This window comes from Noviherbaspirillum sp. ST9 (assembly GCF_048799745.1).
Taxonomy (GTDB): Bacteria; Pseudomonadota; Gammaproteobacteria; order Burkholderiales; family Burkholderiaceae_D; genus Noviherbaspirillum.
Genome location: NZ_JBLWFR010000002.1, coordinates 483,833 through 502,912, shown reverse-complemented (window position 1 = coordinate 502,912; position 19,080 = coordinate 483,833). Strand labels below are relative to the sequence as shown.

The window sequence follows — 19,080 nt, the reverse complement described above, 5'->3', positions numbered from 1 at the left end:
GACATCCTCAACCCTGCCCATATGGAGAGGGCATGCTTATTGCATGACCGTAATATGTAGCCTGAATAGCTATCGGAGTTCTCAGAATGAAGAAAACATTTGCGATTGCCACCCTGTCCATACTGATGCTGGCGCAAGTCTCATCGACGCATGCGCAGCAAACTAACGCTCCTGCAACGAACAAGGGGCTGGCCTCCTTGTTCTCCAGTGCTAGCGAGGAGGAATTGATTGAGCCGGACCTGGCGTTTCAGATGAAGGTGACGGTCAAGGGGCCGAATACGGTGGTTGCCGAATTGGTACCGGCCAAAGGATATTACCTGTACAAGGAAAAAATCCGCTTCGCGTTCAAGAATGGCAGTGGCGTCTTGGTGAACACGGTGAAGCTGCCCAGCGGTGAAATGAAGAATGACCAGATATTCGGCAAGACTGAAGTCTACCGAAAGGCCGTGCCGGTCGAAATAACCATGAGTCGTCCGGCGAACGCAGGCCGTGTCACGTTGGTCGCCGCCTACCAAGGGTGTCACGAAAGACTGGGCGTTTGTTATCCGCCTATCGAAAAAGCGGTGAACCTCGTGTTGCCCTAAAGGTCAGGGATGCGAGGAATTCGATTTTTTAGGAGCTGAAATGAAGAAGTGGATGTTGACTGCACTGCTGGCTGCGGCTTACGGCGCCGCCTATGGCGCAGGCGAAGCGATCACGGTCTACAAGGACAAGCATTGCGGTTGCTGCGAAGGCTGGGTGGACCACCTGCGCGCATCGGGTTTCCAGGTTAAGGCGATCAATGCGGACGACATGTTTGCAGTCAAGAAGAGGCTGGGGGTCCCCGAGTCGATGGGCTCGTGCCATACCGCGGTCGTGGACAAGAGCGGGCAGGTGATCGAAGGGCACGTCCCAGCCAATGCGATCAATAAGCTAATTGCGCGCCGCGATGTCAAAGGCGTTACAGCGCCGGGCATGCCAATAAATTCTCCTGGCATGGGCAAGTTGGACGGTACTTTGATCACCTATGATTTCGCAGGAAGGTCGTTCTCCAGGGACTGATCGTAGCGCTTTCCGTGAGCATGGAACTCCGGCGATAGCAGTGCTGGCACTTTCATGACTCGACTAATGGGAGGCGGTGCGTTGCTCCGCTAATTGGCGGAGCTTGCGACCTCCATACTCGGCCCTACACTGAGATACCCCTTGGCCTCCAGCCTGTTCTCGCCAGCAGGGCACGAGCTTGACGTCCGACTTCCAGGCGGCCGACAGCTACGGTCGCAAGACAGAGGCATTCTTGCTATTGACCAGCCCGTCCTGGTTGCTGCCCTATACCGCTCAATGCTGTTCGGTTTTGCAACTGCATATTCAGTGTTTATGACCGCTTTGTCCGGCACTATTAGCTGTCGGAAAGGCGCTCATGAATGCCGGAAGCACAGTGCCAAAAATCGGACGTAGTCATTATTTAACTGATTTACGGAAGTCGACCCAACGCGGAAGTTCGTCTTGCTTCGAAGCAGACGGTGAAGGCCAGTAATATCGATCAAGCGACGCTCATCCCCAGCAGCACGGCAATCGGATGCCAAGAAGTCATTACTGTTCTTGACGCCCATACAGGTTCCATTCAACTGTTGGCCTTAACCCGCCATTGGATGTCCTCATCACGAAGCGTCAAGAATGCCGCTGTGCACATTTGCACAAAAATCGGCATTTGAATCAATGGGTTAGCGGTTTTCATGGCATGACGTGCCCGGCTGGCACGTCCCCTGCAATAGGTCTGTCGAGCGCAAGAAATGCTCGCACCGAACCATCACCTGACTACACCCTTTAAGGATAAATGTAATGACAACCCTGACAATCAAAGACCTACGACTGACCGAGGAGCTCGACGGCAAAACCATGAGCGCTGTGCGCGGCGGCTATGGCCTGCCGGGCTGGGCGCCGCTCTTCGGCATGCCCAAGTTCGACTTCAAGAAGTTTTCGATCGACGCCTCGCAAACGATTGGACAGAGCCAGAACGTCGTGAACAACAACGGCAACAACGCCGCATTTGTCGGCGGCATCGGTTCCACGGTCAGCCCACCGCAGGCCGGCGACAACGGCCTCAGCCTGGTCTAACCGCCTCACACACTTTCATACTTTAAATCCAAGGAAAACCAAAATGACGACCCTATCCATCAAAGATCTCTCCATCACCGAAGAACTCGACGCTAAAGGAATGGCAGCTGTGCGCGGCGGCTGCTCGTATTGCCCGCCCAAGGTTGACATGCCGAAGCTGTACGGGAAGCCGACCAACCTGTCGTTCGATGCGTCCCAAATGATCGGTCAATCGCAAAACGTCGAGAACAACAACGGCAATAACGTTGCCTTCGCCAGCGGCATCACGTCCACGGTGTCGCCGACCCAGACCGGCAACAACAATATCAACTTCGGCTACTACTGATCCATGCAGCCGTTGGAGCTTTTGCCGGCTCCAACGACCTAAACCGGACGATGTCCAAGTGCGATGACACCCGCCCCGACGAGAGCCAAGCCGACGCCGACATAATCATTCCAGGTCGGACTGACTCCGTCGACAATCCATAGCCATCCAAGCGCCGTGGCGATGTAGATCGCACCGTAGGTCGCATATACCCGTCCGCTCGCTGTGGGATGGAGCGTTAGCAGCCAAACGAAGACAATCAAGCTGCACGCTGCCGGAATCAGGAGCCACGCAGCGCCTTTTCCAGTCATCCAGAGAAGTGGCAGATAACACCCGACCAGTTCGGCAATCGCAGTTACAACAAATAATGCAAAGGCGCGGGGCAAATCGGGCCAGTCCATTCTCAGTCCTGTTTCAACTCAGTTGCAGGGTTTTCTCGTATACACGATCAGTCCGTTCAGGAGGCGATACGGCGGCAGTAGCAGTAGACAAACTTCTGAACCGTGCCAAACGGGGTGTGATGCTCTTCGCGTTCGTGCTTGAGCAACGTGAATGGTGTACCGAACTCGGCGTGAAGTTCAGGGGCCGAATAGCGCCGAACCGGCAGGCCACTGCATTGAAGCGGACCGTCTTCTGCAAACGTGGCGACGATGACATGGCCACCCGGCTTCACCGAACGCAGCACGGTCTGCACGTAGGCTTTGCGATCCTCCTCTGAAGTCAGGAAGTGGAATACAGCGCGGTCGTGCCACACATCGTAAGCATGCACCGGAAGGTTGGCGGAAGTGATATTTGCCTCAAGCCATGTTACGTTCCGGGCTTGATCGCCAAGACGAGCTTGGGCGGCTGCAAGTGCTGCGTGGGAAATATCGAGTACCGTGAGCGAACTGTAGCCTTTGCTAAGCAGGTCGTCGACGAGTGTCGAGACGCCGCCACCGACATCGATGATCGACGCATTCAACGGGACGCCGGTTCCGCCAATCAGTCCCAGCGACCGATCCGCGTGCTGCTGGTACCAGCTCACGCCGTCAGCCGGCTTCGTGGAATACACTGTTTCCCAATGATCTTTCTGCTGCATGCATCCCCTCCGGAAGAAAGCTGTGGCTCGATCGTATCTTGAAAAAGATTATGCCACTGATATTCCTTGGTGCCGGCGACAGCATCCCTCTATCTCACTCCCTTATCCGCCTTTTGACGTTTTCTCCAGTTCTTCCCGAACAAGCTTCAGCAGTTCCTGATCGCCAAACGAAGGCAGGGGACGGCCATTGACAAAGAACTCAGGCGTCTTCTTCACATTCAGCGTCTGCAGGTCCGCCATATCCTGCTGGACTATACGGGCAATTTCTGGAGACTGCATATCGGTCTTCAGCCGTTCCACATCGAGGCCAAGAGGTGCGAGGTACTGCCAGACGAGCTCAACTCGTGCGGTATGGTGCTCAGTCCAGCCTGATTGCGCAGCGAATAGCGCTTCCAAGGCTTGCCAATACTTGCCTTGCTTGCGGGTCGCCTCGAGCACCTTGACTACGTCTTCCGACCCCTTATGGAATGGTGCGTACCGCACCGAGAGGCGGATCTTTCCCGGGTGGGAGGCCATGATGTCCTTGACGAACGGGTAAAACGCGGCACAGCCTTCGCACGCTGGATCCAGGAACTCAACGATATGGACCGGTGCTTCCGCGTTCCCGGTGGTGGGCGAGTGGAAGCGGACAAGGGCCTCCCGATTTTGAGTGACGACTTGCGTTGCCTGTTCTGTTTGATTGCCGCGGTACAGCTGCGTAGCAGCGCCGAACGCCACTGCCAGAATCACGATGGCCGCGATAAAAATGGTCTTCTGTTTCATTTCCGGGTCTTCAAATAGGTAGTAATCAGCAAGGCATTTATCACAGAAAAGGCCGCGACGGAGAGTAGCGGGATCGTCACAAACCCCAACCATTCCACCTCTACCTGTGAACACGGAACACCTTGCCGGCACGGTGTCATCGTTTCCGGGATAACGCCTTCAATAAGCAGCAGGTGATATACCGCGACGAGCCAGCCCGCGATCGACAGCGGAAGTGCATAGCGCACCCCCTTCACGTCCAGAGGAAAGAGCCCGACGGCCAGCACAAAGGCCAACGGGAACATGAATATCCGCTGGTACCAGCACAGTACACACGGTGCGAATCCCATGACCTCGCCAAGGAACAACGCGCCGAGCGATGAACTTGCGGCGACGAGCCAGGCCACGAATACCAGCGCCCAAATGTTCTCGTGCGTGCCTCTACCGCTATTGAGACGGCCAAATGCGGGTCTACCTGTTTCAATCTTGTTCATTGTCGTGATTCCCATGTTGGCCGGGTAACCGTGCTATGCAGTTACTCGCCGCCGAGCGTCGCCGGCAGCGAGCAACCGCGGCCCGCTTACTTCAACGTGAACTTCACGCTGTTAAGCTTGCCGTCAATCTTTACCGATCCCGCCACCTTCGTGCCCGGCTGCACCTTGAAATTGCCCTTGGCTTCCAGCTTGTTCTCGCCCGCCGGTGCAAGTTTGACTTCGGACTTCTCGGCAGCCGACAGCAACGTCAGCGACGCGGAAGCATTCTTGGTATCGACCGGCTTGCCGTGGTCGATGACGTAAAGCGTGATGCTGTCCGGCTTGGCGACCAACTCGTAGTTCACGTCCTTGACGACGGAGACCACACCGCCGTACCGCGGCTTGTCGTCATGATCCTTCTCAGATGCGAGGACACCTTGCGACATGGACAAGGAAAGGGCGGCGAACAGCGCAGTGGAAAGCTTCGAAAATGTCATGATTTTTCCTTGGGTTTAAACAGCAATAATGGAAATTGGATGATGCCGCCCATGCTCTCGAGCATAGGCGGCTGTGGTCAGGCAGGTACGGATACTGGCTTTCCTTCCAGGGCGATTTCTGCCTCTTCGTCCTTCCGGTAGGCCATACCGTATAGCAGCGGCAGCACCAGGAGCGTCAGCGCTGTCGACGACAGGATGCCGCCGATGACGACCGTAGCGAGCGGTTGCTGCACCTCGGCACCGGTGCCGGTAGCAATCGCCATAGGGACAAAGCCGAGCGACGCGACCAGTGCCGTCATCAATACCGGCCGCAAACGCGTCAATGCGCCTTCCCGGATTGCTTGCTCCAATGAGCGACCTTCTTCACGTAGCGTGCGGATGAACGAGATCATCACCAGGCCGTTCAACACCGCCACGCCGGACAGTGCAATGAAGCCGACTGCCGCAGAAATGGAAAGTGGAATACCGCGCAGCCAAAGCGCGATAATTCCCCCGGTTAGCGCAAACGGGATTCCGCTAAAGACGAGCAAGCCATCCTTGATGTTGCCGAACATTGCAAATAGCAGCGTAAATACGAGTAGCAGCGCGACCGGCACCACGACTTGCAGGCGCTGTGTCGCCGATTGCAACTGCTCGAACTGACCGCCCCACGTTGTCCAGTACCCAGCTGGAATCTTTACCTGCTGGCGGATCTGCGCCTCGGCATCAGAGACGAACGAACCAATGTCACGGCCGCGCACATTCGTGCTGATGACGATGCGACGTTTGCCGTCTTCCCGACTGATCTGGTTTGGGCCGGGCGCCAGCTCCAGGCTGGCGATTTCGCCCAGCGGAATGAATGCAGCACGGCCATTACCGTTGTCCCCGCGCGGCAGTGAAATCGGCAGGCGCTTCATCGCTTCGAGGTCAGTGCGCATGCGTTCTGGCATGCGCACGATGATGTCGAAACGGCGATCGCCCTCGAACAGCGCGCCGGCCTCCTTGCCACCGATCGCTGTCGCCACGGTTTCCTGCACATCCGCGATATTCAAGCCATAGCGCGAGGTCTTGTCGCGGTCGATGTTCACGGTCAGCATTGGCAGGCCCGTGGTTTGCTCTACCTTGACCGCCTCGGCACCGGGAATCCTTCCGAGGACGGCGGCAACCTTCGCTGCCGTATCGTTCAGCGTGTCCATGTCGTCGCCGAACAACTTCACCGCCACATCACTGCGTACGCCCGAGATCAGTTCGTTGAAGCGCATCTGAATCGGTTGGGTGAACTCATAGTTGCTTCCAGGCACTTTGCCTGCCGCCGCTTGTACTGCGGACACCACTTCCGCTTTGGTGCGTATAGGCGCAGGCCATTCGGACTCCGGCTTGAGCATCACAAAATTATCCGCAACGTTGGGTGGCATGGGATCGGTAGCAATCTCGGGCGTACCAATCTTGGCGAACACGCGTTCCACCTCCGGAACTTGCTTGATCGCCCGCTCCAGCTCGTGTTGCATACCCACGGCTTGCGTCAAGCTGGTTCCGGGGATGCGCAGCGCATGCAATGCAATATCCCCTTCGTTCAAGCTCGGAATAAATTCACTGCCCATCCTGGTGGCGAGCAAAGCGGACAGGATCACTGCCACAGTCGTGAAGGTGAGCACTACCGGCTTATTTGCCATGGCAGCATCCAGGGCCGGTGCGTACCAGCGCCTTGCTCCCTGCATCAGGACGTTTTCCTTTTCCGCTATCTTGCCGCGGATGAACAGTGCGACTGCCGCCGGAATGAACGTGATCGACAGGATCATCGCACCAATCAACGCAATGACGACGGTGAACGCCATCGGGTGGAACATTTTGCCTTCCACCCCTGTAAGCGCAAAGATGGGCAGGTAGACGACCATGATGATTAACTGGCCGTAGAGCAGGGGTCGCCGTGCTTCCTGTGAAGCGGCGAACACTTCATGGAAGCGCTCTGCTCGCGTCAGCGGACGGCCATGCACTGCTTGCGCATGTGCCATGCGGCGCACGCAGTTCTCGACAATCACGACCGCGCCATCGATGATGATGCCAAAGTCGAGCGCGCCCAAGCTCATCAGGTTAGCGCTGACCTTATTGCCGACCATGCCGGTAAAGGTGAACAGCATCGCCAGTGGAATGACCAGAGCGGTGATGATGGCTGCACGGATGTTGCCAAGGAATAGGAACAGGATGGCAATGACCAGCACCGCACCTTCCAGCAGGTTCATTTTTACGGTGTTGATTGCCTTGTCGACGAGAATCGTACGGTCGTAGACAGTGATAGCCTCCACGCCTTCCGGCAATGTACGGCTAACCTCCTGCATTTTCTTGTCGACGGCTTGGGATACCGCGCGGCTGTTCTGCCCGATCAGCATAAACACGGTACCCAGCACTACTTCACGCCCGTTCTCGGTGGCCGCGCCAGTGCGCAGCTCTCGTCCGATCTCAACTTCAGCCACGTCGCGGATCCGGATCGCTACACCCTGCACGTTGCTGAGGATGACGTTGCGGATGTCTTCCATCGATTGCACCTGGCCAGGGGCACGAATGAGCAACTGCTCGCCGCGTTTTTCGATATAGCCGGCACCGGCATTGTTGTTATTGCGGTCCAGCGCAGTGACGACGTCATGCAGGGTCAGGCCATAGGATGCCAGCCGTTCCGGGCTCGGTGCGACATGATATTCCTTGGCGTAGCCACCAATGGTGTTAATTTCGGTGACGCCCGGGACGTTGCGCAGTTGCGGCTTGATGATCCAATCTTGGATCTCGCGCAGGTCGGTCGGGGTGTACGGGGTGCCGTCCGGCTTCTTCGCACCTTCTTTGGCTTCAACCGTCCACATATAGATTTCACCAAGGCCGGTAGAAATCGGCCCCATCTCCGGCGTGACGCCGGCGGGCAAGCGCTCCTTAGCTTCCTGGATCCGCTCATTCACCAGCTGGCGCGCGAAATAGATGTCGGTGCCTTCCCTAAAGATCACCGTGACCTGCGACAGGCCGTAGCGCGACAGTGAACGAGTTTGCTCGAGATTCGGCAAGCCCGACATCACGGTTTCAAGCGGAAAGGTAATACGCTGTTCGGTTTCCAGCGGCGAATAGCCTGGAGCTGAGGTATTGACTTGGACCTGGACGTTAGTAATGTCTGGCACGGCGTCGATCGGCAGCTTCTGGTAGCTGAAAACGCCGATTGCCGCTATCCCGAACACGGCCAGCATGACCAGCCATCGTTGCTCGATGGCGAAACGTATGATGCGTTCAAACATGATGTTCTGCCTTTCGCATCAGTGGGTATGCTCGGCACTGGCCTTGCCCAGCTCCGACTTGATGACGAAGCTACCCGGCCCCGCGTACTGGCTGCCAGCCTTCATGCCTTTGACAACCTCAACGAGCTTGCCGTCACTGCGGCCCAGCGTCACCGGCGTCGGGAGGAAGCCGCCTGGTACTTGGACAAATACGGACGGTTTGTCATTGACGGTGTGGATTGCGTCGGTAGAGACGGCGACCGGCACGTCCGCTTCGTTCGATACCACTTCGACATTGACAAACAGGCCGGGACGCCAAGCCATTTGTGGATTGGTCAGCGTCACACGAGCCTTGGCGGTACGGGTTTGCTCACCGAGCAGCGAGCCAACATAGCTGATCGTGCCCAGCGCCTTGGCGTCGAAGGCGGTAGCCCTCACAGTCACTTTTTCGCCGACGCGCACCAAACCCAAGTCTTTGGGTGGCACGGCAAGTTCGGCCCAGACAGTGGCCAAGTCGGAAATTGTGAAGATGCTTGCGTCTTCCTTCACCGCTTCGCCGAGCGAAATGTGCTTCTCCACTACGATGCCGTCAAACGGCGCCCGGATTTCGTAGCTGCTGAGCGGGCCGGATCCGCCGGTGCTCGCGCCCAAGGCAGTCAGCTTTTGCTGGGCGTTGCGTACCGCGATCTCGGCTTCCTGCATTGCTTGCTCCGCCTGCAGGTAATCCTGTTCAGCTGAAATCTTGTCTTGCCAAAGCTTCTTCTCGCGCTCGTAGGTCGTCTTGGCTAGTGCCAGACGCTTTTGCGCGGTCAGCAGTTCGCTGCGCTGCTCCGATAAGCCGGTGCTGGCGATAGTCGCCAGGACCTGGCCCTTTTTGACCTTCTGGCCGAGATCCGCCTGGACTTTCTCGACGACACCGGCAAGGCGCGGTACGACGTGCGCGGTGCGATCTTCGTTGAAGTGGATTTCGCCAGGCAGGGTCAGGGCGGTCTTGATCTTCGCTGCTCCCGCTGTCTGGATCGTCACACCCGCCGCCTTGACCTGAGCGGCACTCAATTCGACCTTGCCTTCCTGTTCGGCAAAACTAAACAGGAACGGCTCGTTCGCGGTCTGCGCCGCGATGGTGGCCTCGAAAATATGTGGCTCGGCAACCGGCGCCGTACTCTTCAAGTAATCCTTCTCCGGTTTGAACGTGATTTCCTGCTGCTCGCCGTCCGGGCGAGTCAATGTCACGGATACCGTCGCGCTATTGGGCGGCAAAGGCTTGTCCTTGTTGAACAGGTAGACGTGAAAGCGCGGCTCCCCGCCTTCCTCGGCCAGCAGGACTTCCAATCCGAAGTCTTCCTCGGTGAACAGCTTGCCACCATGCGGGCCTTTTGCTTGATGTTCATCTTCATGGCCTTCGTGCTCATCATGGCCGTGGCCGTGTTTGTCGTCGCCATGTCCCGCGTCGGCGTGCGTGTCCGCATGCCCCCCGTGGCCGTGTTCATCTGCCGGCTTGGCTTTTTCCATGGTCAGGATGAGCGCGCCCAGCAGGACGCCGAGGATGACAATCGCAGCAATGGAAAGGGATTGTTTCTTTGTCAGATTCATTTTCATGGGTAACTCTTATTGCTTTGTGGCGTGCAGAGGTTCGCCGAGAATGCGGTCGATGTCGGCGGCGGCACGGTGCGCTTCCGACAGAGTGCGCAGGTATTGGGACTGGGCTTGCAGTAAGGTGCGTTGGGCATCCAGCACGTCGAGGAAACCGAATTTGCCGTACTCGAAACCCTTGGTCGCGGCTTCATACGCGCTTTGCGCGCCCGGCAAGATTTCTTTCTGCAGGGCCTCGGCTTCCTGTCGCGCAATGTTCAGGCGCTCGTACGCTTGGCCGATTTCGCCGTCCAGCCGGATCTCCGTTGCGGACAGCTCGTCGCGCGCCTTGTCGGTACGCCGGAGGGCCTCGAGTATATTGCCGCGGTTGGTATCGAACAGCGGCAGCGGAATGGAAACACCGACAATCGCCTGATTGCGACCCAGTTCCTCGGAGCGTTTAACGCCCAGACTGACCGTTAGGTCAGGAATGCGTCGGCTACTTTCAAGCTGCGCCATCGCTTGCCGGCGGTCCAGTTCGGAACGGGCGCGCAGCATCGCAGGGGCTAACGCCATCCGCCCCGTCAGATCCTTCAGGTCGGGCAATTCGGGCAGAGCGTCGAGCCGGCCGTCGGCGCGCTCGAACTGCGGTACCGGGTTGCCCCAGGTTGACGCCAGTCGTTTGCGGGCGGCTGCCAGTTCCCCTTTGGCTTGGCTCAATTCCAGCCGTACGCTCGATTCGGCAACCCGCGCCCTGGTTTCTTCTACCGGCGACGCCTTGCCAGCTGTCACGCGCCGGGTTGCAGCATCGGTCCCGCGTTGGGCGAGCTGGGCAGATTCTTCCGCCAGACGCATGCGCTCTTGGGCGGCGAGTACATCAAAGAATGCGGCAATGACTGTGGCGCGCACTTCGGCGCGTTTTGCCTGGAATTCCGCCGCGGCGGCATCCTTTCCACGCTCAGCGGCAGTCAGGCGGGCACTGCGCTTGCCGCCCAATTCGATCGGCTGGTTAAGCAGGAATGTTGTTTCGCGTGTCTCGCGGCGGCGGTCCTCCACCGACATTTCCAGTGCGGGATTCGGCAATACGCCGGCTTGCAGGACGGATGCTTCGACTGCCTGCAGCTCATGCCGGGCGGACGACAGTTCTGCGTTGGCATCGAGTGCCATGCGCAACGCAGCCGACAATGAGAGCGGGGCGACGCCTTCGATTACGCGTGTGGGCTGGCCAGCTGCCGGTAAAACGGTACTATGCCCGGGAGCGGCGGACTGCGCCGCCACGGGCAACACAACTGCCGCCAGACTCAGCGGCAACAAAAAACGGTACATCGAATTCTCCAGGTGAACGGGAAGGAATTCGACGAGACGTCTGAACTATGCGTGAGGCGAAAGAAGAAGACTGTCTCGTCGTGCTATGCGACGAGACGCCAATCGGGCCGCTGCAGGCCATCGGGGATATGCGAAGAATACGATTGGGTAGGCTTTTCCACATGTGTGGAGCCTGTCGGAAGAACGACTTCGGGCACCGATGTCAGGGCCGACACCTGGCAATACGCGTGGCAATATCCGCAGTCCGCATGACCCTTGACCACTTTGTCGGTGTCGTCCGGACGATCGGCGCTCGCATCATGTTGATGCGAGTGGTGGCCGAAGTGCTGGCTGCTCTTTTCACCTTCGTGCTGGCAATACGCTGCCGCCGCTGCCCAGGAAAACTGGAGCGGCAACAAAGCAAGCAGGAAGATGAGCAGGAGCTTTTTCACGGGCGAAATAATAGCATCAAACAGAGCTCCGAAGCCGGCCCAATCTGACGTAGTTTAATCATTACAAGACCATTGCCAGCATCACTTGCCCTCAAGGATCTTAGCAACATCTGCGGAAATTGGTAGACGTTTGAACATGCTGATATTAGTGCCGCCAGTATTTCCAACGGGGATAATGTTAACCGCCGAACCGAGTGCACCGAGCAGAATCCGTATTGCCTGTCCCCACACTTGAGACGGAGAGCGGCGCGCCAAGCCAATTTTCAACATGAGCCAATGGGAGAGAACATGTGGCAGGACGTGCCACTGCGCAATCACATGTGCGCGTTCCAAATGCCGGCAAGCATCGTCTAAGCGACCGGCACGGTAAAGGTGCCGTGCTGCAGCCATCTCGTCATCGTACGCTCGTTTCAGGCTCGCTTTCATCAGTGTGCTCCGGCTGTCTTCAGTTCACCGCAAGCTTGGGCGACGACGACCTTAGCCGCCGACAAGATCAGGACACCCATGACACCGGCGACGATAATATCGGGGAGGCCGGATCCGGTGCCGAATACTCCCAACGCCGTAACCATGACGGCAACATTGCCGATCGCGTCGTTCCGGGTACCGAGCCAGACGGAGCGCATGTTCGAGTCGCCGTTCCGGAAAGTAAAGAGCAGTACAGCGACGGAAAGATTCGCAAGCAGCGCCAAGAATCCGATCAAACCCATGATAGCTGGTTTGGGCACGATCCCCGTAGCCAGGTTCCAGGCAGCCGTACCAAGCACGAACAGTCCATAGCCCCATCGTCATGCCTTTGATAAGAGCGGTATGCGAGCGCCAATACGAACAGCGACAGGCCGTAGTTTGCGGCGTCGCCGAAAAAGTCTACGGCGTCGGCTAGCAGGGATACGTACCCGGCATTCCATCCGCCGGCAAGTTCGACGACGAATATCCCGGCATTGACGAACAGCGCGATCCAAAGGATGCGGTGGTAGCGCCGGTTGACGGGCGGTTTCTCAGGGGAACAACCTTCAGAACAGCATACAGACATGACGATCTCCGCTTAAAGCATGTCTTTATTAAAGAGCCCGTAGTGACTACAGAGTCAAGGTCATGATTTAAACGCGCCATTCTCAAGATAAACATCGGGATTGAAGCGCCTGAATCCCGATTGATTGGCAGGGCAGATCGCTGCTAGATCCCTAGCAGCCGCAGCACTTGCTGACCTTGCCAGTTATTTGCACTGGTGGGCAAGGGACACTACCGTAGGAACAATAGACGCAGCAGTCTCCCGGCTTTGGCTTCAAGACCGCGTGGCATTGTTCGCATTCGTAGAACCACTGACATGCATCGGTGGGCATGAGCTCGGCCTTGCTGTGATGGCATGCAGGACAAGTTAGCATCGACTCGAGAACGACAGCCACGATTAGCTCGCCACTTTCTCAGATGGATAGCCGACGTTTATTGTCGCCTGCGTGAGCGATCCGACGTCAGTCTGGGTGTCGTCAAACGTAACGATCGCCTGCCGCTTCTCGAAACTGACTTCTGCCTTGCTTACGCCAGAGACTTTCATCAGGGCCTTCTTGATAGTGATCGGACATGCAGCGCAATCCATACCTGGCACGGAAAGCGTGACCGTTTGCGATGCGGCCCACAGCGGCGAAGAGAATGCAGCTAGAGTGGCGAGAAGGGCAAGGCGTTTCATTTCAATTCCTTTTAGTAAAACCACGGAGCAATAATCGGGAAGCTGAAGGCGACAATAACAATCGCAGCAACCAGGCAGAAAAGAACTTTATTAACAAGTTTGGCCTTCGGTGACGCGCACATTTTGCCCGGAGTGCAAGTTATTGGCGTCCATATGCGCTTCCAAGCGAAAAACAGTGCCACCAAGGCGATGGCGATGAAGGCGGGTTGGATGGGTGCAAGCATGGTCAGGTTGCCGATCCAGACTCCAGAAATGCCAAGGCTAAGTAGCACCAAGGGGCCAAGGCAGCACGAGGACGCGAGAATACCTGCGAGAGCGCCAACCAGGAGCGGCGCGCACTCTGAAGGAGGAATGTTTTCAGTTTGAGATTTGGTGCTCATAACTTAAGCTTACTTCCGTACCATAGTACGGAGTCAAGCAAATGAATTCTCCTTCAAACAGTTTTACGATTGGGGCTTTAGCTGCTGCAGCTGAGGTCAATGTTGAGACCATTCGGTTCTATCAGCGCAAGGGCTTAATGTCCGAGCCGTACAGGCAGCACGGCAGCATCCGGCGGTATGGAGAAAAAGATCTGGCCCGTGTCCGCTTCATTAAGTCGGCGCAACGGATTGGCTTCTCACTCGATGACGTGAGTGAATTGCTAACGCTCGATGACGGCACTCACTGCGATAAGGCGCGTATCCTTGCCGAACAGAAGCTGCGTGACGTGCGTGATCGACTCCGTGATTTGCAGCGGATTGAAGCTGCGCTTGGAGACCTCGTTGACAAGTGCTGCACCGCGAATGGACAAATCAAATGTCCACTCATAACTTCTTTGCAAGAGAACTAACGAGAACGTGGCGGCCGCCTGGGCTACCCTCAACTGCCATACCTGGGGTGCCATCTATAACGTATCGACTCGTAAATTAGGGGCGGCATATACCCGTTGCAGCAAATAGCTTCGAAACCCTAAATTTGCCGCCTCGATCATACGCCTCCAAAGACTTATGTCGCCACGGCGTCCCACCATGCTATTGCCGCTTCGGCCGAACAAGGAAGTTCTACAAACTCGCCGCCAGTAAAAGCTGACTAAGGTTTTTGCAAACTATCCTTAACCGCTGTCAGTACAGGCACACCGGCTATTGCTGCGACTGCCGTCTCGTCACATAGCCCACTTCCTTCAGCTTCTTGCTTGCCAAATGATTCCTCTGAAGAAAAAAGGGGCCGGTGGCCCGGCCCCTCTGGTGCATTTTTCGGCGTACTTATTTTGCGTCACGCGGGCTGTATGTGCCAATGTAATGCACGTTCGGCTCGGTGCCCTTTTCTTCCAGCTATACGGACAGTGCCAAAGGAGACGGGGAGGGTTGTACTAGCTATTCCAGAACGCTCCGACAATGCCGGAAATGACAACCAGTACACCTAGTCCGCTCGCGACAATTCCATAGGTGGTGATCTCGATAAACAGGAGCACAGCACCGAGGAGCGCCGCTCCAATGCCGATGCAGACCATCACCATGTACTCACTGTATTCCATCAATATTGACCGATAGTTGCAACGGCTGGAATTAAACACTAAATAGTGGCAAATTAACTCCCATACTCATGGGAAATTACTGCAAATCCGGGAACACACCTACGATCAAGCGAATCGACGTATCTCTTGCCAGGCTAGCTCCCTGTAGATAATCTCCACAGAAACGACGACTACCGCGTCTTTTTGCTGCCACGACTTTTTGCAGCCTTCTGGTTTCGGCGCTCTGGCGGCAACTGTTTTGCCTTTGCCCGCAACCAGTACAGCAGTAGCCCAATAATGGCGGCGGCAATCAACCATAGAACCATGATCAGGTTCATGAGCTCCGGGGGAACCGAGCGTCCGTTAAAGTTCATCGCCGCCTTCCTCGCACACTGCACGTGTTCGTTGGCCACCCACTTCGCAGTGGCCGCGCTGTCTACTGAATGCCTACCTTGCGCTGCTCGGCGCGGATGAAGGCGGTAATGTGCGCAACATCATCGGGGGTGACCGCCGGCACGGGCGCCATGTCGCCGAATTGCCAGTGATGGGCGCGCACCCCGCGTGCCGCCGCAAGCTGGAAGGCGACGTCGCCGTGGTGGGACGGCTCGTACACCTTGTGCAGCATTGGCGGTCCCTTGTCGCTGCCTTTCAGGTCGGCGCCGTGGCATGACGCGCAGTGGGTGGCGAACAGTCCTTTTCCTTTTCCGGGGTTGGGCATCAAGCCATCGCTGGGCTTCGGTATTTTCATGGATTGCGCTTGCGCAGCAGCGCCAATGGACAGCATTAGAAATGCCGCCGTTGCTGCGAGGGTATGCGCCCTTACTCGTTTCATGCCAGGTTTCCTTAAGGGTTTCACTATTCTCAGTGCGGGTGAATGTGCGCGCTGCTTCCGTGCGCGGGTACGCTTCCCTTCGCATCCTGTCAACAAGACAGCAACGACGGTAAGCGCAAGCGCGGCGATAGCTTTCAACGTCCAATACGAGTCTCCAGATGAAGTTGAAAAGCAGTGGCGTCCTGGTCCTCGTCATTACTCGCGCCCCTTGTTCAGTCGCCATTGCTTGACCAGCGCGTATAGAGCAGGAATCACGCCGAGCGTAAGAACCGTCGACGAGATCATGCCGCCCACCATAGGCGCGGCAATGCGGCTCATTACCTCGGATCCCGTGCCGGTGCTCCACATGATCGGCAGCAGGCCGGCCATGATGGCCACTACGGTCATCATCTTTGGACGGACCCGCTCGACCGCACCTTCCATTACGGCCTCATACAGGTCGGCTGCGGTTGGCTGCCGACCTTCGCTGCGGGTCTTTCTCTTCACGTCTTCCCATGCATGGTCGAGGTAAATAAGCATCACCACGCCAGTCTCCGCGGCTACGCCGGCTAGTGCGATAAAGCCGACCGCCACGGCGACCGACATGTTGTAGCCCAGCCACCACATCAGCCACACCCCACCAACGAGGGCAAACGGGACCGACAGCATCACGATCATCGTCTCGGTCAGCCGCTTGAAGTTCAGGTACAGCAGCAGGAAGATGATCAGCAGCGTCACCGGAACGACGACCTTCATTTTTTCGATCGCTCGTTCCATCGCCTCGAACTGGCCACTCCAGGTAGCGTAGTAGCCCGGGGGGAACTTGACCTGCTCGTTGACCGCCTTGCGCGCATCGGCCACGTAGCCGCCAATGTCCCGGTCGCGGATGTCGACATAGATGTAGGCCGACAGCAGAGCGTTCTCGGTACGAATGCCCGGTGTGCCCTTGGCGATCTCGATGCGGGCCAATTGGCCGAGCGGGATCATTGGGCCGTCCATGGTTGGTACCAGCACTTCGCGCGCGATCAGTTGCGGGTCACTGCGCATCTCGCGCGGATAGCGTACGGTCACTGCAAAGCGCTCCCGGCCTTCCACCGTCGTCGTTGCCATTTCGGCACCAAGCGCGGTGGCGATCACATCCTGCACCTCGCCGACAGTCAGGCCGTAGCGCGCGAGCTGCGCGCGGTCGGGTTCGATGTTGAGGTAGAAGCCGCCGGTAATCCGCTCGGCGAAGGCCGACGTCGTTCCCGGAACGGTCTTGACCACTGCCTCGATCTGCTTGGCCAGCTTTTCCATCTCGTCCAGGTCCTTGCCGAACACCTTGATGCCAATCGGTGTGCGAATGCCGGTCGACAGCATGTCAATGCGCGCCTTGATCGGCATGGTCCAGGCATTGGAGACGCCGGGGAACTGCAGCGCCTTGTCCATTTCGGCAATCAGCGCATCCATCGTCAGGCCGGCCCGCCATTCGGATTCCGGCTTCAGGTTGATGACAGTCTCGAACATCTCGGTCGGCGCCGGATCGGTGGCGGTGTTGGCACGTCCTGCCTTGCCATAGACCGATGCGACTTCCGGGAACGACTTGATGATCTTGTTCTGCGTCTGCACCAGTTCAGCCGCCTTGGTCATGGTCATCCCCGGCAGGCTTGACGGCATGTAGAGCAGGGTGCCTTCGTTCAACGTCGGCATGAACTCGCTGCCGATCCGGGAGGCTGGATAGATGGTGACAGCAAGGACCACCAGCGAAAGGAAGACCGTGGTCTTCTTCCAGCGCATCACGCCCTTGATGATCGGGCGGTAGATCCAGATCAGGAAGCGGTTCACCGGGTTTTTCGCTTCGGGCATGATCTTGCCGCGGATGAACAGCATCATCAGCACCGGCACCAGCGTGATCGACAGGATCGCCGCGCCGGCCATCGCGAAGGTCTTGGTGTATGCCAGCGGCGAGAACAGGCGGCCTTCCTGCGATTCCAGCGTGAACACGGGGAGGAATGACACTGTGATAATCAGCAGCGAGAAGAACAGCGACGGGCCGACTTCCTTGCAGGCAGCAAGCATCGCGTCGACGCGCGATTCACCTTCCTTCATCCGTTCGAGATGCTTGTGTGCATTCTCGATCATTACAATCGCCGCATCGACCATGGCACCGATGGCGATCGCAATGCCGCCCAGGCTCATCAGGTTCGAATTCATCCCCAGCACGCGCATCGCGATGAAGGCCATCAGCACGCCGACCGGCAGCATCAAAATCGCCACCAGCGCGCTGCGCACATGCAGCAGGAACACGATGCAGACCAGGGCGACAATGATGCTTTCCTCGATCAGCGTATGCTTCAGCGTGTCGATCGCACGATGGATCAGCTCGGAGCGGTCGTACACCGCTTCAATGCTGACGCCTTCCGGCAGGCCAGCGCTGATTTCGGTGATCTTGGTCTTGACGTTGTGGATGACCTCAAGTGCGTTCTGGCCGTAGCGTGACATCGCAATGCCGGAAACAACTTCGCCTTCGCCATTCAACTCGGTCATGCCGCGCCGCTCGTCGGGTGCCAGCTCAACGCGGGCGATATCGCGCACCAGCACTGGCGTGCCGCGTTCGGATTTCACTACCAGGCCTTCCAGGTCAGCCTTGCCGCGAAGATAGCCCTTGCCACGTACCATGTACTCGGTCTCGGCCATCTCGACCACGCGGCCGCCGACGTCCCGGTTCGACTCGCGGATCACTTGCGCCACCTTCATGAGGGGAATGCCGTACGCGCGCAGCTTGACCGGATCGACGGTCACCTGGTAGGTCTGCACGAAGCCGCCCACCGACGCCACTTCGGCCACACCGGGTGCTTTGGCCAGCTGGTAGCGCAGATACCAGTCCTGCAGCGTACGTAGTTCGGCCAGCGTCTTGTCCTTGGCCAGTACCACGTACTGGTAGACCCAACCCACGCCGGTCGCGTCCGGACCGATCTGCGGGGTGACGCCCTTGGGCATGCGTCCCGCGGCAAAATTCAAGTATTCCAGGACGCGCGAGCGCGCCCAGTAGATGTCGGTGCCATCTTCGAAAATGACGTAGACGAAGGACGCGCCGAAGAAGGAAAAGCCGCGCACCACCTTGGACTTCGGCACCGACAGCATGGCCGACGTGAGCGGATAGGTCACCTGGTCTTCAACCACCTGTGGCGCTTGGCCCGGATACTCGGTATAGACGATGACTTGCACGTCCGACAGGTCGGGCAGTGCATCAATCGGGGTCTTGATCACCGCATAGACGCCGGCGACTGTGACGAAGAGCGTGGCCAGCAGGACCAGGAAGACGTTCCTGCCGGACCATTCAATGATCTTGTTCAGCATGATGG

25 protein-coding genes are annotated in these 19,080 nt (G+C 57.7%); 5 read left to right on the top strand and 20 right to left on the bottom strand.

The annotated features are described in order from the left end of the window. The first annotated feature begins 86 nt into the window (after nucleotides 1-86). From ACNOHI_RS05650 to ACNOHI_RS05635, 4 genes are all read left to right on the top strand, one after another. Nucleotides 87-584, top strand: coding sequence for a protein-disulfide reductase DsbD N-terminal domain-containing protein (locus ACNOHI_RS05650; protein WP_420473671.1), 498 nt, complete (start codon nucleotides 87-89; stop codon nucleotides 582-584). 40 nt (nucleotides 585-624) lie between these two features. After that, nucleotides 625-1,041 carry a DUF411 domain-containing protein gene (locus ACNOHI_RS05645; protein WP_420473670.1) on the top strand — a complete coding sequence of 139 codons (417 nt, stop codon included), beginning with the start codon at nucleotides 625-627 and terminating at the stop codon, nucleotides 1,039-1,041. A 777-nt stretch (nucleotides 1,042-1,818) separates the two neighbouring features. Continuing rightward, entirely contained in the window at nucleotides 1,819-2,094 is a 276-nt protein-coding gene (locus ACNOHI_RS05640; RefSeq protein ID WP_420473669.1) for a hypothetical protein, read from the top strand. Nucleotides 2,095-2,137: 43 nt separating this feature from the next. Next, on the top strand, nucleotides 2,138-2,419 hold the full coding sequence (locus tag ACNOHI_RS05635; RefSeq protein WP_420473668.1) for a hypothetical protein: 282 nt from the start codon (nucleotides 2,138-2,140) through the stop codon (nucleotides 2,417-2,419). A gap of 38 nt (nucleotides 2,420-2,457) precedes the next feature. Here ACNOHI_RS05635 and ACNOHI_RS05630 read toward each other — a convergent pair whose 3' ends face one another. From ACNOHI_RS05630 to ACNOHI_RS05560, 15 genes are all read right to left on the bottom strand, one after another. Further along, nucleotides 2,458-2,799 carry a YnfA family protein gene (locus ACNOHI_RS05630; RefSeq protein WP_420473667.1) on the bottom strand — a complete coding sequence of 114 codons (342 nt, stop codon included), beginning with the start codon at nucleotides 2,797-2,799 and terminating at the stop codon, nucleotides 2,458-2,460. A gap of 56 nt (nucleotides 2,800-2,855) precedes the next feature. Beyond that, nucleotides 2,856-3,476 (bottom strand): class I SAM-dependent methyltransferase, encoded by a 621-nt coding sequence (locus ACNOHI_RS05625; RefSeq protein WP_420473666.1) that lies wholly within the window; start codon nucleotides 3,474-3,476, stop codon nucleotides 2,856-2,858. 102 nt (nucleotides 3,477-3,578) lie between these two features. Next, a complete protein-coding gene (locus ACNOHI_RS05620) occupies nucleotides 3,579-4,238 on the bottom strand; it encodes a DsbA family protein (protein ID WP_420473665.1) in 660 nt (219 codons plus the stop codon). Further along, the gene (locus ACNOHI_RS05615) at nucleotides 4,235-4,711 is read right to left on the bottom strand and encodes a disulfide bond formation protein B (protein WP_420473664.1); all 477 of its coding nucleotides are present in this window, start codon (nucleotides 4,709-4,711) and stop codon (nucleotides 4,235-4,237) included. The genes ACNOHI_RS05620 and ACNOHI_RS05615 overlap by 4 nt, the downstream gene beginning before the upstream one ends. A gap of 86 nt (nucleotides 4,712-4,797) precedes the next feature. Beyond that, nucleotides 4,798-5,187 (bottom strand): hypothetical protein, encoded by a 390-nt coding sequence (locus ACNOHI_RS05610; RefSeq protein WP_420473663.1) that lies wholly within the window; start codon nucleotides 5,185-5,187, stop codon nucleotides 4,798-4,800. Nucleotides 5,188-5,264: 77 nt separating this feature from the next. Beyond that, a complete protein-coding gene (locus ACNOHI_RS05605; RefSeq protein ID WP_420473662.1) occupies nucleotides 5,265-8,438 on the bottom strand; it encodes a CusA/CzcA family heavy metal efflux RND transporter in 3,174 nt (1,057 codons plus the stop codon). 18 nt (nucleotides 8,439-8,456) lie between these two features. Beyond that, nucleotides 8,457-10,010, bottom strand: coding sequence for an efflux RND transporter periplasmic adaptor subunit (locus ACNOHI_RS05600; RefSeq protein ID WP_420473823.1), 1,554 nt, complete (start codon nucleotides 10,008-10,010; stop codon nucleotides 8,457-8,459). 15 nt (nucleotides 10,011-10,025) lie between these two features. Next, the gene (locus ACNOHI_RS05595; protein WP_420473661.1) at nucleotides 10,026-11,315 is read right to left on the bottom strand and encodes a TolC family protein; all 1,290 of its coding nucleotides are present in this window, start codon (nucleotides 11,313-11,315) and stop codon (nucleotides 10,026-10,028) included. Between the two features lie 83 nt (nucleotides 11,316-11,398). After that, nucleotides 11,399-11,746: a cation efflux protein, CzcI family gene (gene czcI, locus ACNOHI_RS05590; protein ID WP_420473660.1), complete on the bottom strand. Its 348-nt coding sequence runs from the start codon at nucleotides 11,744-11,746 to the stop codon at nucleotides 11,399-11,401. Nucleotides 11,747-11,827: 81 nt separating this feature from the next. Beyond that, the gene (locus ACNOHI_RS05585; protein ID WP_420473659.1) at nucleotides 11,828-12,172 is read right to left on the bottom strand and encodes a DUF3703 domain-containing protein; all 345 of its coding nucleotides are present in this window, start codon (nucleotides 12,170-12,172) and stop codon (nucleotides 11,828-11,830) included. Next, complete coding sequence (locus ACNOHI_RS05580; RefSeq protein ID WP_420473658.1) at nucleotides 12,172-12,456, bottom strand: hypothetical protein; 285 nt, start codon at nucleotides 12,454-12,456, stop codon at nucleotides 12,172-12,174. Before ACNOHI_RS05580 ends, ACNOHI_RS05585 begins: the two co-directional genes overlap by 1 nt. Then, nucleotides 12,447-12,779 carry a cation transporter gene (locus ACNOHI_RS05575; protein ID WP_420473657.1) on the bottom strand — a complete coding sequence of 111 codons (333 nt, stop codon included), beginning with the start codon at nucleotides 12,777-12,779 and terminating at the stop codon, nucleotides 12,447-12,449. The genes ACNOHI_RS05580 and ACNOHI_RS05575 overlap by 10 nt, the downstream gene beginning before the upstream one ends. Before the next feature lie 151 nt (nucleotides 12,780-12,930). Continuing rightward, nucleotides 12,931-13,155: a GDCCVxC domain-containing (seleno)protein gene (locus ACNOHI_RS05570; protein ID WP_420473822.1), complete on the bottom strand. Its 225-nt coding sequence runs from the start codon at nucleotides 13,153-13,155 to the stop codon at nucleotides 12,931-12,933. After that, a complete protein-coding gene (merP, locus tag ACNOHI_RS05565; protein WP_420473656.1) occupies nucleotides 13,155-13,433 on the bottom strand; it encodes a mercury resistance system periplasmic binding protein MerP in 279 nt (92 codons plus the stop codon). Before merP ends, ACNOHI_RS05570 begins: the two co-directional genes overlap by 1 nt. 11 nt (nucleotides 13,434-13,444) lie before the next feature. Then, a complete protein-coding gene (locus ACNOHI_RS05560; RefSeq protein ID WP_420473655.1) occupies nucleotides 13,445-13,813 on the bottom strand; it encodes a mercuric ion transporter MerT in 369 nt (122 codons plus the stop codon). A 41-nt stretch (nucleotides 13,814-13,854) separates the two neighbouring features. Between ACNOHI_RS05560 and merR the strand changes: the two genes are divergently transcribed. Beyond that, the gene (gene merR, locus ACNOHI_RS05555; protein WP_420473654.1) at nucleotides 13,855-14,262 is read left to right on the top strand and encodes an Hg(II)-responsive transcriptional regulator; all 408 of its coding nucleotides are present in this window, start codon (nucleotides 13,855-13,857) and stop codon (nucleotides 14,260-14,262) included. A gap of 239 nt (nucleotides 14,263-14,501) precedes the next feature. On the opposite strand, the gene ACNOHI_RS05550 is transcribed toward merR, so the two are convergent. The 5 genes from ACNOHI_RS05550 to ACNOHI_RS05530 form a co-directional block, all read right to left on the bottom strand. Then, nucleotides 14,502-14,678: a DUF2478 domain-containing protein gene (locus tag ACNOHI_RS05550; RefSeq protein ID WP_420473821.1), complete on the bottom strand. Its 177-nt coding sequence runs from the start codon at nucleotides 14,676-14,678 to the stop codon at nucleotides 14,502-14,504. A gap of 103 nt (nucleotides 14,679-14,781) precedes the next feature. Further along, nucleotides 14,782-14,946, bottom strand: coding sequence for a hypothetical protein (locus ACNOHI_RS05545; protein WP_420473653.1), 165 nt, complete (start codon nucleotides 14,944-14,946; stop codon nucleotides 14,782-14,784). 170 nt (nucleotides 14,947-15,116) lie between these two features. Continuing rightward, the gene (locus ACNOHI_RS05540; protein WP_420473652.1) at nucleotides 15,117-15,263 is read right to left on the bottom strand and encodes a hypothetical protein; all 147 of its coding nucleotides are present in this window, start codon (nucleotides 15,261-15,263) and stop codon (nucleotides 15,117-15,119) included. Between the two features lie 98 nt (nucleotides 15,264-15,361). Beyond that, nucleotides 15,362-15,757: a c-type cytochrome gene (locus ACNOHI_RS05535; protein ID WP_420473651.1), complete on the bottom strand. Its 396-nt coding sequence runs from the start codon at nucleotides 15,755-15,757 to the stop codon at nucleotides 15,362-15,364. Between the two features lie 195 nt (nucleotides 15,758-15,952). After that, nucleotides 15,953-19,075: an efflux RND transporter permease subunit gene (locus tag ACNOHI_RS05530; protein ID WP_420473650.1), complete on the bottom strand. Its 3,123-nt coding sequence runs from the start codon at nucleotides 19,073-19,075 to the stop codon at nucleotides 15,953-15,955. Nucleotides 19,076-19,080: the final 5 nt, after the last annotated feature.

Excerpts from the sequence above, each read along its gene's own strand:
- ACNOHI_RS05545 (WP_420473653.1), bottom strand. The coding sequence starts at position 14,946 with ATGGAATACAGTGAGTACATGGTGATGGTCTGCATCGGCATTGGAGCG.
- ACNOHI_RS05620 (WP_420473665.1), bottom strand. The coding sequence starts at position 4,238 with ATGAAACAGAAGACCATTTTTATCGCGGCCATCGTGATTCTGGCAGTG.
- ACNOHI_RS05650 (WP_420473671.1), top strand. The coding sequence starts at position 87 with ATGAAGAAAACATTTGCGATTGCCACCCTGTCCATACTGATGCTGGCG.
- ACNOHI_RS05605 (WP_420473662.1), bottom strand. The coding sequence starts at position 8,438 with ATGTTTGAACGCATCATACGTTTCGCCATCGAGCAACGATGGCTGGTC.
- ACNOHI_RS05530 (WP_420473650.1), bottom strand. The coding sequence starts at position 19,075 with ATGCTGAACAAGATCATTGAATGGTCCGGCAGGAACGTCTTCCTGGTC.
- merR (WP_420473654.1), top strand. The coding sequence starts at position 13,855 with ATGAATTCTCCTTCAAACAGTTTTACGATTGGGGCTTTAGCTGCTGCA.
- ACNOHI_RS05595 (WP_420473661.1), bottom strand. The coding sequence starts at position 11,315 with ATGTACCGTTTTTTGTTGCCGCTGAGTCTGGCGGCAGTTGTGTTGCCC.
- ACNOHI_RS05575 (WP_420473657.1), bottom strand. The coding sequence starts at position 12,779 with ATGTCTGTATGCTGTTCTGAAGGTTGTTCCCCTGAGAAACCGCCCGTC.
- ACNOHI_RS05640 (WP_420473669.1), top strand. The coding sequence starts at position 1,819 with ATGACAACCCTGACAATCAAAGACCTACGACTGACCGAGGAGCTCGAC.
- ACNOHI_RS05540 (WP_420473652.1), bottom strand. The coding sequence starts at position 15,263 with ATGAACCTGATCATGGTTCTATGGTTGATTGCCGCCGCCATTATTGGG.
- ACNOHI_RS05585 (WP_420473659.1), bottom strand. The coding sequence starts at position 12,172 with ATGAAAGCGAGCCTGAAACGAGCGTACGATGACGAGATGGCTGCAGCA.
- ACNOHI_RS05560 (WP_420473655.1), bottom strand. The coding sequence starts at position 13,813 with ATGAGCACCAAATCTCAAACTGAAAACATTCCTCCTTCAGAGTGCGCG.
- ACNOHI_RS05610 (WP_420473663.1), bottom strand. The coding sequence starts at position 5,187 with ATGACATTTTCGAAGCTTTCCACTGCGCTGTTCGCCGCCCTTTCCTTG.
- ACNOHI_RS05635 (WP_420473668.1), top strand. The coding sequence starts at position 2,138 with ATGACGACCCTATCCATCAAAGATCTCTCCATCACCGAAGAACTCGAC.
- ACNOHI_RS05625 (WP_420473666.1), bottom strand. The coding sequence starts at position 3,476 with ATGCAGCAGAAAGATCATTGGGAAACAGTGTATTCCACGAAGCCGGCT.
- ACNOHI_RS05535 (WP_420473651.1), bottom strand. The coding sequence starts at position 15,757 with ATGAAACGAGTAAGGGCGCATACCCTCGCAGCAACGGCGGCATTTCTA.
- merP (WP_420473656.1), bottom strand. The coding sequence starts at position 13,433 with ATGAAACGCCTTGCCCTTCTCGCCACTCTAGCTGCATTCTCTTCGCCG.
- ACNOHI_RS05615 (WP_420473664.1), bottom strand. The coding sequence starts at position 4,711 with ATGAACAAGATTGAAACAGGTAGACCCGCATTTGGCCGTCTCAATAGC.
- ACNOHI_RS05630 (WP_420473667.1), bottom strand. The coding sequence starts at position 2,799 with ATGGACTGGCCCGATTTGCCCCGCGCCTTTGCATTATTTGTTGTAACT.
- ACNOHI_RS05580 (WP_420473658.1), bottom strand. The coding sequence starts at position 12,456 with ATGGGTTTGATCGGATTCTTGGCGCTGCTTGCGAATCTTTCCGTCGCT.
- ACNOHI_RS05645 (WP_420473670.1), top strand. The coding sequence starts at position 625 with ATGAAGAAGTGGATGTTGACTGCACTGCTGGCTGCGGCTTACGGCGCC.
- ACNOHI_RS05600 (WP_420473823.1), bottom strand. The coding sequence starts at position 10,010 with ATGAATCTGACAAAGAAACAATCCCTTTCCATTGCTGCGATTGTCATC.